The 13,045-nt window shown below is 73.4% G+C and carries 12 protein-coding genes; 4 read left to right on the top strand and 8 right to left on the bottom strand.

What is annotated here, in order from left to right; genetic code table 11:
• Positions 1-25: 25 nt before the first annotated feature.
• The 5 genes from IEY99_RS08110 to IEY99_RS08090 form a co-directional block, all read right to left on the bottom strand.
• Entirely contained in the window at positions 26-1,456 is a 1,431-nt protein-coding gene (locus IEY99_RS08110; protein ID WP_189201025.1) for an MFS transporter, read from the bottom strand.
• 110 nt (positions 1,457-1,566) lie between these two features.
• On the bottom strand, positions 1,567-3,207 hold the full coding sequence (locus tag IEY99_RS08105; protein WP_189201023.1) for an urease subunit alpha: 1,641 nt from the start codon (positions 3,205-3,207) through the stop codon (positions 1,567-1,569).
• Positions 3,204-3,638, bottom strand: a complete 435-nt coding sequence (locus tag IEY99_RS08100) for an urease subunit beta (RefSeq protein WP_189201021.1) — start codon at positions 3,636-3,638, stop codon at positions 3,204-3,206. Before IEY99_RS08100 ends, IEY99_RS08105 begins: the two co-directional genes overlap by 4 nt.
• Positions 3,635-3,937 (bottom strand): urease subunit gamma, encoded by a 303-nt coding sequence (locus tag IEY99_RS08095; protein ID WP_189201019.1) that lies wholly within the window; start codon positions 3,935-3,937, stop codon positions 3,635-3,637. The genes IEY99_RS08100 and IEY99_RS08095 overlap by 4 nt, the downstream gene beginning before the upstream one ends.
• A gap of 123 nt (positions 3,938-4,060) precedes the next feature.
• Entirely contained in the window at positions 4,061-4,318 is a 258-nt protein-coding gene (locus IEY99_RS08090) for a three-helix bundle dimerization domain-containing protein (RefSeq protein ID WP_189201017.1), read from the bottom strand.
• 239 nt (positions 4,319-4,557) lie between these two features.
• On the opposite strand from IEY99_RS08090, the gene IEY99_RS08085 reads away from it, so the two are divergent.
• Positions 4,558-5,775 (top strand): PP2C family protein-serine/threonine phosphatase, encoded by a 1,218-nt coding sequence (locus IEY99_RS08085; RefSeq protein ID WP_229798321.1) that lies wholly within the window; start codon positions 4,558-4,560, stop codon positions 5,773-5,775.
• A gap of 32 nt (positions 5,776-5,807) precedes the next feature.
• On the opposite strand, the gene IEY99_RS08080 is transcribed toward IEY99_RS08085, so the two are convergent.
• Positions 5,808-7,790 (bottom strand): serine/threonine-protein kinase, encoded by a 1,983-nt coding sequence (locus IEY99_RS08080; RefSeq protein ID WP_189201015.1) that lies wholly within the window; start codon positions 7,788-7,790, stop codon positions 5,808-5,810.
• 88 nt (positions 7,791-7,878) lie between these two features.
• Here IEY99_RS08080 and IEY99_RS08075 point away from each other — a divergent pair, with 88 nt between their 5' ends.
• Both IEY99_RS08075 and IEY99_RS08070 read left to right on the top strand, forming a co-directional pair.
• A complete protein-coding gene (locus tag IEY99_RS08075; RefSeq protein WP_189201013.1) occupies positions 7,879-8,211 on the top strand; it encodes a hypothetical protein in 333 nt (110 codons plus the stop codon).
• A gap of 82 nt (positions 8,212-8,293) precedes the next feature.
• The gene (locus IEY99_RS08070; RefSeq protein ID WP_189201011.1) at positions 8,294-8,938 is read left to right on the top strand and encodes a dihydrofolate reductase family protein; all 645 of its coding nucleotides are present in this window, start codon (positions 8,294-8,296) and stop codon (positions 8,936-8,938) included.
• A gap of 78 nt (positions 8,939-9,016) precedes the next feature.
• Here the strand turns inward: IEY99_RS08070 and IEY99_RS08065 are convergent, their stop codons facing one another.
• The gene (locus IEY99_RS08065; protein ID WP_189202100.1) at positions 9,017-10,966 is read right to left on the bottom strand and encodes an APC family permease; all 1,950 of its coding nucleotides are present in this window, start codon (positions 10,964-10,966) and stop codon (positions 9,017-9,019) included.
• A gap of 95 nt (positions 10,967-11,061) precedes the next feature.
• On the bottom strand, positions 11,062-11,763 hold the full coding sequence (locus IEY99_RS08060; RefSeq protein ID WP_189202098.1) for a VIT1/CCC1 transporter family protein: 702 nt from the start codon (positions 11,761-11,763) through the stop codon (positions 11,062-11,064).
• A 235-nt stretch (positions 11,764-11,998) separates the two neighbouring features.
• Here IEY99_RS08060 and IEY99_RS08055 point away from each other — a divergent pair, with 235 nt between their 5' ends.
• Positions 11,999-13,015 carry a LuxR C-terminal-related transcriptional regulator gene (locus tag IEY99_RS08055; protein WP_189201009.1) on the top strand — a complete coding sequence of 339 codons (1,017 nt, stop codon included), beginning with the start codon at positions 11,999-12,001 and terminating at the stop codon, positions 13,013-13,015.
• Positions 13,016-13,045: the final 30 nt, after the last annotated feature.

Raw genomic sequence — 13,045 nt, 5'->3', positions numbered from 1 at the left:
GCCCTGGCCCCGGGACCGGCGCCGGTCACGCCGCCGGTCCCGGTTCGCCGAGGGCCGGGGCCGGCTTGCCGAGGTGGCGGGGGAGCAGCAGCGCGGCGACCAGGCCGATGACGCCGGCGGCCGCCACGGCGGCCATCGCCAGGGCGTACGACCGCTCCGGCGTGGCGGTGAGGCCCGCGACGAGGATGGTGCCGGCCAGCGCCGCGCCCAGCGAGGAGCCGAGGTTGGACACGCTGCGGGAGAGGCCGGAGATCTCGCCCTGCATCTCCTCGCCGAAGCTGGACTGCACGATGTTCACCGAGGGTGTCAGCATCGCGCCCAGCCCCAGTCCGATCAGGCAGAGCCCGGGCAGCAGGGTCCACACGGGACTGCCGCCGCGCGCCATGAGCAGGCCGGTGACGACGCCGCCGATGGTGACGGCGAAGCCCACCACGATGATGGTCCGCTGGGCCCGCCGCCGGGCGAGCCGCTCCGCGGCCAGCGAGGACGCCAGCAGGCCGGCCGTGGTCGCGGTGAAGATCAGGCCCGTCTCGACGGCGTTGTAGCCGCGCACCACCTGCAGGTACGCCGACACGGTGAAGGACGTGCCCATCAGCATCAGCCACTGGACGTTCTGCGTGACCAGGCCCAGGTTCGAGGTACGGCTGCGGAACAGCGTCATCGACAACAGGGCGTCGCGCCCCGCGCGCTCCTTGGCCCGCATGGAGAGGAAGAACCAGGTCAGCACGAGGGCGCCGGCGAGGAGCAGGCCGCTCATGAGCCACAGGCTGTCGTCGGCCGCCAGGATGCCCGTGACGACGAGCAGCAGTCCCGCCGCCGACAGGACCGCGCCGCCCACGTCGAACGGGCGCGTGGGATCCGGCGGCAGCGGGTCGTGGACCCAGCGCCGGCTCAGCGCCACGATCACCACGATGATCAGGACCTGCAGTCCGAAGGCGGCGCGCCAGCTGAACGCCGAGGTGATGAACCCGCCGATCAGCGGTCCGGCGGCCGCGCCGATGCCGCCGAGGGCGCTGATCGCGCCGAACGCCCGGGCCCGCGAGGCGAGGTCGGTGAAGAGCAGGGTCGTGAGGATGTAGACGGGCGGGATCAGCAGCGCCGTGCCCACGCCCTCGAGGATGGAGTTGCCGAGAATGAGCACGCCCAGGCCCGGTGCCACCGCGCTCAGCAGGGCGCCGACGCCGTAGACCACCAGCCCGGCGGTGAGGCACCGCTTGCGGCCCCAGCGGTCGGTCAGCTTGCCGGCGGGGATCATCAGCGCCGCCATCACCAGCAGGAAGATGGTGATGGCCACCTGCACGCCCTGCACGGTGGTGCCGAGGTCGGTGCTGATATCGTTGATCATCACATTCATGTTCGAGCCGGCGAAGCTGCAGATGAACTGTGCCAGCGCGAACGGGACCAGCGCCCGGCGCAGCTCCCCCCTCGGCCGTCCCGCCTCGACCCGTGCGTCCATTGCGCACCGCCCTCCCGCCCGGCGAACCCTGCCGGACATCCACAGGGCAGGGTCCGCCTCCCGCGGCGCCCCGGCATCCTCCTGCGCGCATGACGTCCGCGCCGCGTCGCTCAGAACAGGTGGTAGCGCTGGGCCAGGGGGAGTTCGGTGACCGGGTCCGGTTCGACGACCTCGCCGTCGATGCGCACCGTGCCTGTGCCGGGCGCCACCTCGATGCGCGGCGTCGCGTCGTTCAGCGGGAGGTCCGCCTTGCTCACCGTCCGGGTGCCCGCCACCGGCGCGAGCCCCCGCTTGAGCCCGATCCGGTCGGCGAGCAGCGCGTCGATCGCCGCCGGGGCGACGAAGGCCAGCGAGGTCACCGCGGGCACCACCCCGCAGGCGCCGAACATCGCCCGGGGCAGCACCGGCTGGGGCATGGGGATCGCGGCGCCGGCGTCGCCCAGCTGCGCGTACGCGATCATGCCACCCTTGAGCACCAGCGCCGGCCGTACGCCGAAGAAGGCCGGGTCCCAGAGCACGAGGTCGGCGAGCTTGCCGGGCTCGACCGAGCCGACCTGGCCGGCGATGCCGTGGGTGATCGCGGGGTTGATCGTGTACTTCGCCACGTAGCGCCGGGCGCGCAGGTTGTCGGCGGCGCCGTCGCCGTGCAGCGCGCCCCGGCGGGCCTTCATCACGTGGGCGGTCTGCCAGGTCCGCGTCACGACCTCGCCGGCGCGGCCCATGGCCGGCGAGCCGGAGCCGATCATGGAGATCGCGCCGAGGTCGTGCAGCAGGTCCTCGGCGACCGGCAGGTCGAGGCGCTCGTCGAGGGTGTTGCGCGTGTACGGCAGGGTCGCGTTGGTCGACGACGGCAGCACGTGGGGGAGCGCGGCGACGGTGATGGCGTCCGGCGCCCGCCCGCCGCCCGCCCCCTCGGTGTGGTAGGCGTGGATCGTCCGCCCGGCGACGGCCCGCAGGGTCTCCTCGACGAACCCGGTCTCGTGCAGCGTGTCGGCGTGGACGGCCACCTGGACCCCGCACGCGTCGGCGACCTTCAGCGCCGCGTCGATGGCCGCCGGTGTGGTGCCCCAGGCCTCGTGCAGCTTGAGGCCGCCGGCGCCGCCGCGCAGCTGCTCGCGCAGCGACTCCTCGCTCGTGGTGTTGCCCTTGCCGAGCAGCAGCACGTTGACCGGCCAGCGGTCGAGGGCCTCGAGCATCCGGGCCACGTGCCAGGCGTTGGGCGTGACCGTGGTGGCCTTGGTGCCCTCGGCGGGGCCGGTGCCCCCGCCGATGATCGTGGTGGTGCCGCCGGCCAGGGCGCTGTCCAGGATGGCGGGGCAGATCAGGTGCACGTGGCTGTCGACGGTCCCGGCCGTGAGGATCCTGCCGTTGCCCGCGATGATCTCGGTGCCGGGCCCGATGACGAGGTCCGGGTGCACGGCGTCCATGGTGTCGGGGTTGCCGGCCTTGCCGAGCGCGGCGATCCGGCCGTCGCGGATGCCGACGTCGGCCTTCACCACGCCCCAGTGGTCGAGCACCACGGCGCCGGTGATCACGGTGTCCGGGGAGCCCTCGGCGCGGGTGGCCCGGGACTGGCCCATCGACTCGCGGACGACCTTGCCGCCGCCGAACACCACCTCGTCGCCGGGGGAGGGGCCGGCGCTGCGGTCCTGCTCGACCTCGATCAGCAGGTTGGTGTCGGCGAGCCGGATCCGGTCGCCCACCGTGGGACCGTAGAGCTCGGCGTAGCGGACGCGGTCGAGAGTGGTCACCGGCTGCTGCCGTTCTCGGGCAGGTCCCCGGGCGCGTCCGGGCGTCCGGTCGCCTCCCCGTGCCCGTTGCCGGGCAGCTCCTCGTCGAGGGCGCCGGCGGGCTCGATGTCGTCGCGGGGCGAGGGGTCCAGCGGGCCGCCGGCCAGGCCGCGCAGGCCGGGCACGATCCGCCGCCCGGACAGGGGTACGAGCGTGACCTCGCGCGGCAGGCCGGGCTCGAAGCGCACCGACGTCCCGGAGGGCACGGCGAGCCGGTACCCCCACGCGGCGTCGCGGTCGAAGTCGAGCGCCGCGTTGGACTCGGCGAAGTGGTAGTGCGAGCCCACCTGCACCGGCCGGTCGCCGGTGTTGCGCACGGTCAGGTGCCGCACCGGACGGTCCGGGTTGATGGTGATGTCGCCGTCCCCGGCGAGGATCTCGCCGGGGATCACGAGATCGGCCCGTGCACGGTGACCAGCTTGGTGCCGTCCGGGAAGGTGGCCTCGACCTGCACCTCGGCGAGCATCTCGGGCACGCCCTCCAGGACGTCGCCGCGGCCGAGCACCCGCCGTCCCTCGTCCATCAGCTCGGCGACCGTGCGCCCGTCGCGCGCTCCCTCCAGCAGGAACGCGGTGATGACGGCCGTGGCCTCCGGGTGGTTCAGGCGCAGCCCGCGATCCCGCCGGCGCCGGGCGACGTCGGCCGCGACGTGGATCAGCAGGCGTTCCTGCTCGTGCTGGCTGAGGAACAACCGAACCTCCCCTGAACGTATCCGCAGTGTCACTCAGCGTCAGATCTTGGAGAGATCAAAGCACGGGTACGGGCACAGCGCCGCGCGGCCACGCCGTGGGGGTGCCGGGCGGCCGCGGGGGCCTCAGCGGGGAGCCGGCACGCGCGGTGCGCCGTCGCCGGGGGTTCCGGTGAGCCCCCGGCGCGCCTCGCGTTCGACGAGCAACGGCACGAAATCGCGAATCGGCGCACCGTCGTAACGGCGATGGATTTCGTGGACATAATCCGCGACAGCCGTCGCCCCCATCCGGGGAAATCGCTTCTGCAGCGTGTCGACGAGCTGTTCCATCGCCATTTTCTCGGCGTCCACGGGGGAGGCCGCTGGCTCGTTGCTGCCGGTCATCGTCCCCATTGAACCGGGTCCGGACGGGCCAGGCAATAAACCCCACGAGGGACGTAACCGGGCGACATTCGTGCCTTTGTCATCAGGAATTCCCCATATTGGATGCCTCGCTCGAGGAATCGTGCATTTCCGGGCATTCGGCTCACGGTGCGCAGCGCGGAAGGCGAGACCCGGGCGCCGGGGACCTCGGCACCCCCGGAATCGCCTCGCGCGCCCCGGCGCAGGCTAGGCTCTCCCTGGTGAGTGCCCCGGGCGTGATGCGCGACGACGAGCGGCTGCGCCGCGTCAAGGCCGTGACGGACGCCACGCTGTCCCGGCTCGACGCCTCCGATCTGCTCGACGAGCTGCTGGAACGGGTGCGCGATCTGCTCGGCGCCGACACCGCCGCCATCCTCATGCTCGACCCGCACGCCCGCCAGCTGGTCGCGACCGCGGCCAAGGGCCTCGAGGACGAGGTACGGCACGGCGTACGCATCCCGGTCGGCGGCGGGTTCGCCGGTCGGGTCGCCGCCACCCGCCAGCCGGTGATCCTGTCCGACGTCACCCCGGACAAGGTGCTCAATCCCATCCTGCTGGAGCGGGGAATCCGGTCTCTGCTCGGCGTGCCGATCTTCGCCGCCGGGGAGGTCATCGGCGTGCTGCACGTCGGCACGCTGACGCCGCGGCAGTTCGCCAGCGACGACGTCGAGCTGTTGCAGCTCGCCGCCGACCGGGCCGGCACGGCGGGGCAGATCCGCGCCCGCAAGCTCGAACAGTCGGCGGCGCTCGCGCTGCAGCGCAGCCTGCTGCCCGCCCAGCTTCCCGAGCTGCCCGGTCTGGCCACCGCCGCCCGGTACGTGCCGGGCCACGAGTTCGGCATCGGCGGCGACTGGTACGACGTGTTCACCCTCCCGTCGGGCTGGACCGGCGTCGTCATCGGCGACGTGTCCGGCCACGGCCTGGCCTCGGCGGTCGTCATGGGCCGGGTCCGCAGCGCCCTGCGCGCGTACGCCCTCGTCGCCGACGATCCCGGGCAGGTGCTCTCCATGCTCGACCGCAAGGTGCGCCACTTCGAGGCCGGCAACCTCACCACCGCCCTGTACGCGATGATCTCCCCGGACCGGACCGCCGTCCACCTGTCCTCCGCCGGGCACCTGTCCCCCCTGCTCGCGGTGCCGGGCCGCGACACCGCACCGGTGGAGGCACCGGTCGACGCGCCGCTGGGAGCCGGCCGCCTCGACGGCCCGCGCCGGACCACCGTCCTCGGCTTTCCCGAGGGAGCCCTGCTGCTGCTCTACACCGACGGCCTCGTCGAGCGCCGTGACCAGGTCATCGACGTCGGCATCAAGGCACTGGCCGAGGTCGTCGAACCCGGCGACCCCGACGCCCTCTGCGGCCGCATCATCGGCGGCATCGGCATCGAACGGCCCATCGACGACGTGGCCATCCTGGCGATCAGCCGCGACCACCGGAGCTAGCGCCCCGCGACCGGCTGGGGGCCGGGGGCCGCTCAACGGGTCAGCGGGTAGGCCGTCACCCCTTCGCCGATGCACGCGAGGAGCATTCCCGATCCCTCGAGCAGGGAGTCGACGGGACCGGGCGTGGCGGTGGACCAGACCGTCTCGCCGGTCGCCGGGTCGAGCTCGTGCAGGACGGAGTCGTACGTCGCGGCGAAGAGCCGGCCGTCGGTGGTCGCCAGCACGGCGGGGCTGAGCAGCGGGCGGCGCCAGCGGACGACGCCGGCCTCCACGGCGACGACACCGGAGTAGGCCAGGGAGATCCGCCGGTCGGTCAGGCCCGTCACGGTGAGGGCGCCGAGGGTGACGACCTGCGAGACGTCGATCCAGGACGAGTCCTTCTCCCTGATGCCCGCGAGCGGCGCCTCCCAGCGCCGTTCGCCGCTGGCGGCGTCGTGGCGCGACAGCTTCCACGCGTCCTTGTCGATCGTGACCGCGAACAGGTCCGGGCCCGCGGCCCAGGGGCCCAGCACCGCGCCCTTCTTGGTCATGAGGGTCCGCCAGGTCAGGTCGCCGGTCCGGCCGTCGATCCCGTAGAGGTAGGACGGCCCGTCCGAGGCGGCGTTGTTGACCCCGGTGCAGAGCACACCGCCCGGGCCGAGGTGGATCTCGCCGTCGAACTCGCCACGGCCGGTCACCTGCCAGAGCTCGCGGCCCGTGACGACGTCGTACGCGGTCAGCGTCCTGGGCGGCTCGCCGCTCAGGACGAGGCCGTCCACCGCGGAGGTGAAGCCCTTTCCGCGCGCGCCGCGCTCGCGGCCGCTCTCCACGTCGAGGATCCGGCCGCCGTCCCGCCCGCCGACGAACACCAGGCCGCGGCCGGCGTCGTAGACGTACTGCGCGTCGTCGGAGCGCCAGAGCCAGCGGATCTCACCGGTCGCCGCGTCCACGGCCCGGACGCCGTCCACGGCCGCGCCGATGAGCACATAACCCACCTTGACCGGGCTGTAGAGGTCGTCGCGCTGCCACGCGACCGCACCGACGCCCGACGGGCTCGGCGGCGGGCCCGGCGGCGCCGCCCCCGCGCGGGACGACCGGCCCGGGTGCCACCACCGCACGGCGGCTCCGGTGGCCATCGCGGCCCCGGTCAGCGCGCCGGTGGTGAGCAGCCGGCGGCGGCTCAGGACCGGGCTCCGCACGGCCCCGCCGAGCAGCAACCTGCGCGCCTGCTCGGCGGTCGGCCGCTTGGCCGGGTCGGCGGCGAGCAGCCGCAGCAGGGCCGGCCCCAGGGCCCCCGCCCGCCGCGGCGCCCGGATGTCGTGCCGGGCGTACGCCACCAGGGTCGGCAGGTAGGCCTCGCGCTGGAACGGCCCGACTCCCTCGACCGCGTAGTACAGCGTGGCCCCCAGCCCGAACACGTCCGCGGGCGGGCCCGGGGGAAGCCCCTTCGCCTGCTCGGGGGCGAGGTAGCCCGGGGTGCCGATGATCGCCCCGGTCTCGGTCAGCGTCTCCGCGTCCGGCAGGGTGGCCAGGCCGAAGTCGGTCAGCCGCACCGCCCCGTCGGCGGAGATCAGCACATTCGCCGGTTTGACGTCGCGATGGGTGATTCCCGCGGCGTGGGCGGCGCGCAACGCCGACAACAGCTGCAGCCCGATGTCGACCGCCCGCTCGACCGGCAGCGGGCCGTCCTCGGCCACGATGTCCTTGAGCGACCGGCCGGGCACGAACTCCATCACGATCCACGGCTGGCCGTCCTGCGCGGCGATGTCGTAGACCGCGACGATGTGGGGGTGACGCAGGGCGGCTGCGGCCCGCGCCTCCCGCAGGCTGCGCTCGCGTCCCGCGGCGACCGACCGGTCGGAGCTTCCCCAGCTGTGGCGCAGCTCCTTCACCGCGACCTGACGCTGCAGCACCTCGTCGCGAGCGAGCCACACCACACCCATGCCGCCGGAGCCGATGCGCTCGAGCAGGCGGTAGCGCCCGGCGACGAGCACGGGACCCGCGAGGGACTCGTGGACGTTCTCCGGGCTCGACATGGTCGCCTACGCTACCGATCTTCCCGTTCCCGCGAAACCGTCCTCGACCTGCGAGAAGGTCCGCCGTGCGGGATGGCACACTGGCCGGGTGCCCAGGGTCTACCACGGCGACCATACCGCGCATATCAGGCAGAGGCTGAGGGCCGAGACCCGGCGCTACTCGGCCGGCCTGGTCGTGGCGGTGCTCCTTGCCGCCCTCCACATCCTGGTGCTCTCGGCGGCCCTCGACGCCCGCCACGCCCTGCTGTCGGCCGCCGCCTGGTGGGCCGTCAGCCTTCTGGCCGCGATATCCCTGCTCGGCCTGGCCCTCGTCGGGGTGCAGTACCTGGTGTACCGGCGCCGCCGCCCGGACCTCGACGCCGCCGGCGCCGAGGCCATGGGCGAACGCAACGCCCGCCTGCACCGCAGTGCCGAATCCTGAAACCTGCCGTCGCGGCGATGAGTTCGCCGGCGCTCACCGGTCTACCTTCCGACCGGGACGACCAACTCATCGGGAGTACGACATGGGCCTCATCCACATCGAGCTGTTCGCCACCCTCGACCTCGTCGCGCAGGCGCCCGGCGGTCCCGACGAGGACCCGGTGGGGTTCCCGTTCGGCGGCTGGCAGGCGCCCCTGCTGGACGAGGTCGCCGGTGCCCAGGTCGGTGCCGCGTACGAGGGCACCGACGCCCTCCTGCTCGGCCGGCGCACCTACGACATCTTCGCCGCCTACTGGCCGCACCAGAAGGGCGGCGAGGACGGTGAGATCGCCGCGCTCTTCAACAGAGTGCCGAAGTACGTCGCCTCCCGCGGCAAGCCCGACCTCTCGTGGGCCGGTTCCACACAGCTGGGCCCGGATCTGGCCGCCGCGGTGCGCGAGATCCGTGACCGGCACGAGCACGTGAAGGTCGTCGGGAGCCTGAACCTGGTGCAGACCCTGCTGCGCGAGAAGCTCTTCGACCGTCTCGACCTCTGGGTGCACCCGATCGTGCTCGGCGTCGGGAAGAAGGTCTTCGACGGCGGCGCGGTACCCACGAACGTCACGCTGCTCGAACCGCCGGTGGCCAGCCCGAAGGGCACCGTGTACCTGCGCTACGGCCTCGCCGGCGGCATGCCCGCAACGGGGGACATGAGCGCACCCGACCGCGGAGTCGCGCACGACGACTGAAGCCGCAGGACGCGGCCCGGGCCCGGCCGCCCGCGTGCCGCCCCGGCCGCCCGCGTGCCGCCCCGGCCGCCCGCGTCGTCAGGCGCCGACGTGGATGCCGGGTCGGCGGTCGGGGTCGGGCTCGACCTTGCGGATGATCTCCCGTACGACCGGGGCGGTGTCGCCGCGGCCGAGCAGGAAGTAGCGCACCATGTGCACGAGGGGGCTGCCCTCGGCCCAGGCGAAGTAGCAGTGCGGCCGTACCCCGGTGGCATCCCGCAGGGCGAGCAGGATCGCGGCGATGGCGTTGGGGGCGGCGGGGGCGTCGGCGCGCATGATCCGGTAGCCGCCGACCTCGACGCCGCGCACGGTGAGGGTGTCGCTGAACTCGGACGGGTCGACGACGTCGATCTCCAGGAAGATCACGTCGGCGGCGCCGGGTACGGGGTTGTCGCCGCGCTGTTCGTGCTCCTTGAGCCGGTATTCGGCGCGGTCACCGGCCTGGCGGCGGTTGGCGATGATGTTGATCTGCCCGTCGTGGGCCAGGGTCTCCGCGATGAACCGGCGGGCGTCGTCGTCGAACACGATGCGGTCGGCGCGCAGCTCGGTGGTGCGGGCCACCCGGGAGATCAGCGACACGGTGACGATGCCGAGGATGAACATCGCGGAGATCGCGATCCCGTCCGGCTTGTCGACGATGTTCTCGACCAGGGCGTAGACCAGCACCGTGGTCAGCAGCCCGAATCCGGCCGTGGCCAGGCGCTGGCGACGGCGTACGGCGGAGACGGTCACCGCGAACGCCCCGGAGACCATCATCGCCAGGATGCCGGTGGCGTACGCGCCGGCCTGGGCGTCGACGTCGGCGCCGAACGCGATCGTGAGGACGATGCTGACCGTGGTGTAGACCAGCACCACCGGCCGCACCGCCCGGCCCCATTCCGGGGCCATGCCGTATCCGGGCAGGTAGCGCGGCACGATGTTGACCAGCCCGGCCATCGCCGAGGCGCCGGCGAACCACAGGATCAGCACGGTGCTGAGGTCGTAGACGCTGCCGAAGACCTCGCCGAGCCGGTCGTGGGCCAGCCAGGCCAGTGCCCGGCCGTTGGCCGCGCCGCCCTCGGCGAACTCCCCGGCGGGGATGAGCACGGTGGTGACCACGCTGCTGGCCAGCAGGTACCCGCTCATGATGACGGCGGCGCCGGTGAGCAGCCTGCGGGCGTTGCGGATCCGCGAGCGCAGCCGCTGCTCGGCGTCCGCGCCGTCGGCGGCGATCAGCGGCATCATGCTGACGCCGGTCTCGAACCCGGACAGGCCGAGCACCAGCAGGGGGAACGCGAGCAGGGCCGGGCCGGCCACGCCGGTGAGGCCGCCCTCGCCGGAGGTCAGCGCCGACGTCCAGGCCGTCCAGGCCGACGGGGTGGCGACGATGTCGGCCAGGCCGGCGACGATGACGACGGCGTTGAGGCCGAGGAAGAGCGCGACGAGGGGGATCGCGACCGTGACCGCCTCGCTGAACCCGAGCAGGAACACCCCGCCGAGCACCAGCAGCAGGACGACGGTCAGGGCCACCTCGTGGCCGTGCAGGAACCCGGGGGCGTGCGGGTTCTCGACCACGTGCAGGGTGGCGTCGGCGGCCGACAGGGTGATCGTGACGATCCACGAGGTGGCGACGAAGCCGAGCAGGACGAGCACGAAGATCTTGCCGCGCCAGAAGGGCAGCAGCCGCTCCAGCATCGCCACCGACCCGGCCCCGTGCGGGCTCTCCCGGGCCACCCGCCGGTACATGGGCAGCATGCCCAGCAGGGTCAGCGCCACGATCAGCAGGGTGGCCAGCGGGGACACCACACCGGCGGCCGCGGCGGCGATGCCGGGGACGTAGGCCAGGCTGGAGAAGTAGTCCACCCCGGTGAGGCACATCACCTGCCACCACGGGTGCTGCGCGGAGTGCGCGCTGTCCGCGGCCGGTCCGACCGGCTGCACCCGGTGCCGCAACAGCCACCCGGCGAGCCCCCGGCTGGGCTGCGGCCGCGCGTCCGGGCTGCTCACCACCGCGGGTACGGCCGGTTCGGTCCGGGTTCCTGCCCTGGTGCGCGCCTGACGACCCTTCCTTGCCACGAGCCGACGCTACGGCACCGCCTCAAGCGTCAGGCGACCGTCGTGCCCACCAGCGCGCCGATGCCGTACGTGGCCGCCATCGCCACCGCGCCCCCCGCCACCAGCCGCAGCACCGCCCGGCCCGGCCGCGCGCCGCCGAGCCGGGCGCTGAGGTACCCGGTGGCGGCGAGCGCGACGACGACCACGACGAACGTGACGACGGCCCGGAGCCCGGGCGGCGGCAGCAGGATCGCCACCAGCGGCAGCAGGGAGCCCGTGGTGAAGGCGATCGCGGAGGCGCCGGCCGCCTGCCACGGGCTGGTCAGCTCGTCCGGATCGAGGCCCAGTTCGACGTCGACGTGGGCCGCGAACGCGTCCCGGTCGCTCAGCTCCCGGGCCACCTGCCGGGCGGTCGTCGCGCTGAGCCCCTTCGCCTCGTAGAGCGCGACCAGTTCCTCGAACTCCTCCTCGGGGAACGCGGCGAGCTCATGGCGTTCCTTGTCCAGCAGGGCCTGCTCGGTGTCGCGCTGGCTGCTGACCGACACGTACTCGCCCAGCGCCATCGACACCGCGCCCGCGACCAGGCCCGCGACCCCGGCGGTCAGGATCGGGCCGGTGGAGGTGGTGGCCCCGGCCACGCCGACCACCAGGCCCGCGGTCGACACGATGCCGTCGTTGGCGCCCAGCACGCCGGCGCGCAGCCAGTTCAGGCGCCCGGACACGGCCGCGTCGTGCGGCTCACCGGCGTGCATGACCACGGCAGCTCCTCGAATCCTCGGTGTGCGGAACCGGCCGATGGCTCGCCGGCCCGGTGAAGCTACCGCGTCCACGATCGGGATACGCAGAGTAGGCAGGCTTTAGGCTGTACGCCATAACGACACATCAGAAGATATGGATCTTTATGCCCCAGCGGAGGCAGCGTCGCCGCCGAAGGCACCCGTCCCCCCGTCCTCGATCGAGTTGAAGACCTGAACAGGCGGACTTCCCATGTCCCAGCGATCGTCCGTTGCCGTCCTGCTCACCGCCCAGATCGCGGCCGTCGCGGGCCTCAGCGCCGGGGTCGCCGAACGCGCCGAGGCGCTGCTCGAACCCCTGCGCGGCATCATGACCTTCGACGCGGCGTGCGTCACCCTGCTCGAATCCGACCGCCGCCGGCAGCCTCCGCTGATCCATCACGGCTATCCCGCCAAGGTGGTCGAGCATCTGCACTCCACGGACTTCCTCCTCGGCGTGGAGAGACTGGGGCTCGACCGCAGCCGCAGCCCCATGCGCGTGATGGACATGCCGGATCCCGCCGAGACGCCCGGCTGGGCCGATCTCATGGTCCCGGCCGGATTCGGCGAGGGCATCGGCGTTCCCCTGCACACCACCGACGGTCGCTACCTCGGCATCCTCGCCACCCATACCCGGAGCCGGACCCCGGTCGACGACGCGACCCGCAGCCTGCTCGCCCGGCTCGCCCCGGTCATCGCGCACGCGGTCGACCCGCTGCGCACCATCACCGCGCTGGCCGCCCTGGTCAACGACGCCGTCGCCGGCGTCGTGCTCACCCGCAGCGGTGCCACCGCGCCGCTGCCCGGCCTGCCCGGGCACCGCCTGCTCGCGCCCGGCTCGTCCGTGCTGGCCGAGGCGGCCGCGTGCTACGCCGACGGGGACAGCCGCGCCACCTTCCTCGCCCCGACCCGGTATCCCGATCCGCCCGGATACCTGCGGGTGACCATGCTGGCCTGCCCGGACCAGCCACCGTACGACCTGAACGCGATCGTCATGCTCCGCCCGCCCGGGAATCTGCACCGCCTCAGCCACCGGGAGATGTCCGTCCTCGGCATGCTCGTCGCCGGCTGGAGCGAGCTGCACAGCGCCGCGCGCCTGCACATCTCCCCGCACGCCCTGCGCTCCGCCCTGGAGCAGGCGCGCGCCAAGCTCGGCGCTCCCAGCGACGCGGCCGCCGTCATGCGCGCCGCCGACCGGGGCATCTACCTGCCACCCGGCCTGCTCACCTGATCTTTTATCGAGCTCGAGCTATGCGCGGAG

The organism is Couchioplanes azureus, assembly GCF_014648355.1.
Taxonomy (GTDB): Bacteria; Actinomycetota; Actinomycetes; order Mycobacteriales; family Micromonosporaceae; genus Actinoplanes; species Actinoplanes azureus.
Note: the sequence above shows the minus strand (reverse complement) of the source record. Positions and strands in the feature narration are given on the sequence as shown.

Bases quoted from the DNA above. Each gene is read 5' to 3' on its own strand.
- IEY99_RS08110 (WP_189201025.1), bottom strand. From the start codon at position 1,456: ATGGACGCACGGGTCGAGGCGGGACGGCCGAGGGGGGAGCTGCGCCGG.
- IEY99_RS08090 (WP_189201017.1), bottom strand. From the start codon at position 4,318: ATGACCGGCAGCAACGAGCCAGCGGCCTCCCCCGTGGACGCCGAGAAA.
- IEY99_RS08080 (WP_189201015.1), bottom strand. From the start codon at position 7,790: ATGTCGAGCCCGGAGAACGTCCACGAGTCCCTCGCGGGTCCCGTGCTC.
- IEY99_RS08070 (WP_189201011.1), top strand. From the start codon at position 8,294: ATGGGCCTCATCCACATCGAGCTGTTCGCCACCCTCGACCTCGTCGCG.
- IEY99_RS08060 (WP_189202098.1), bottom strand. From the start codon at position 11,763: ATGCACGCCGGTGAGCCGCACGACGCGGCCGTGTCCGGGCGCCTGAAC.
- IEY99_RS08055 (WP_189201009.1), top strand. From the start codon at position 11,999: ATGTCCCAGCGATCGTCCGTTGCCGTCCTGCTCACCGCCCAGATCGCG.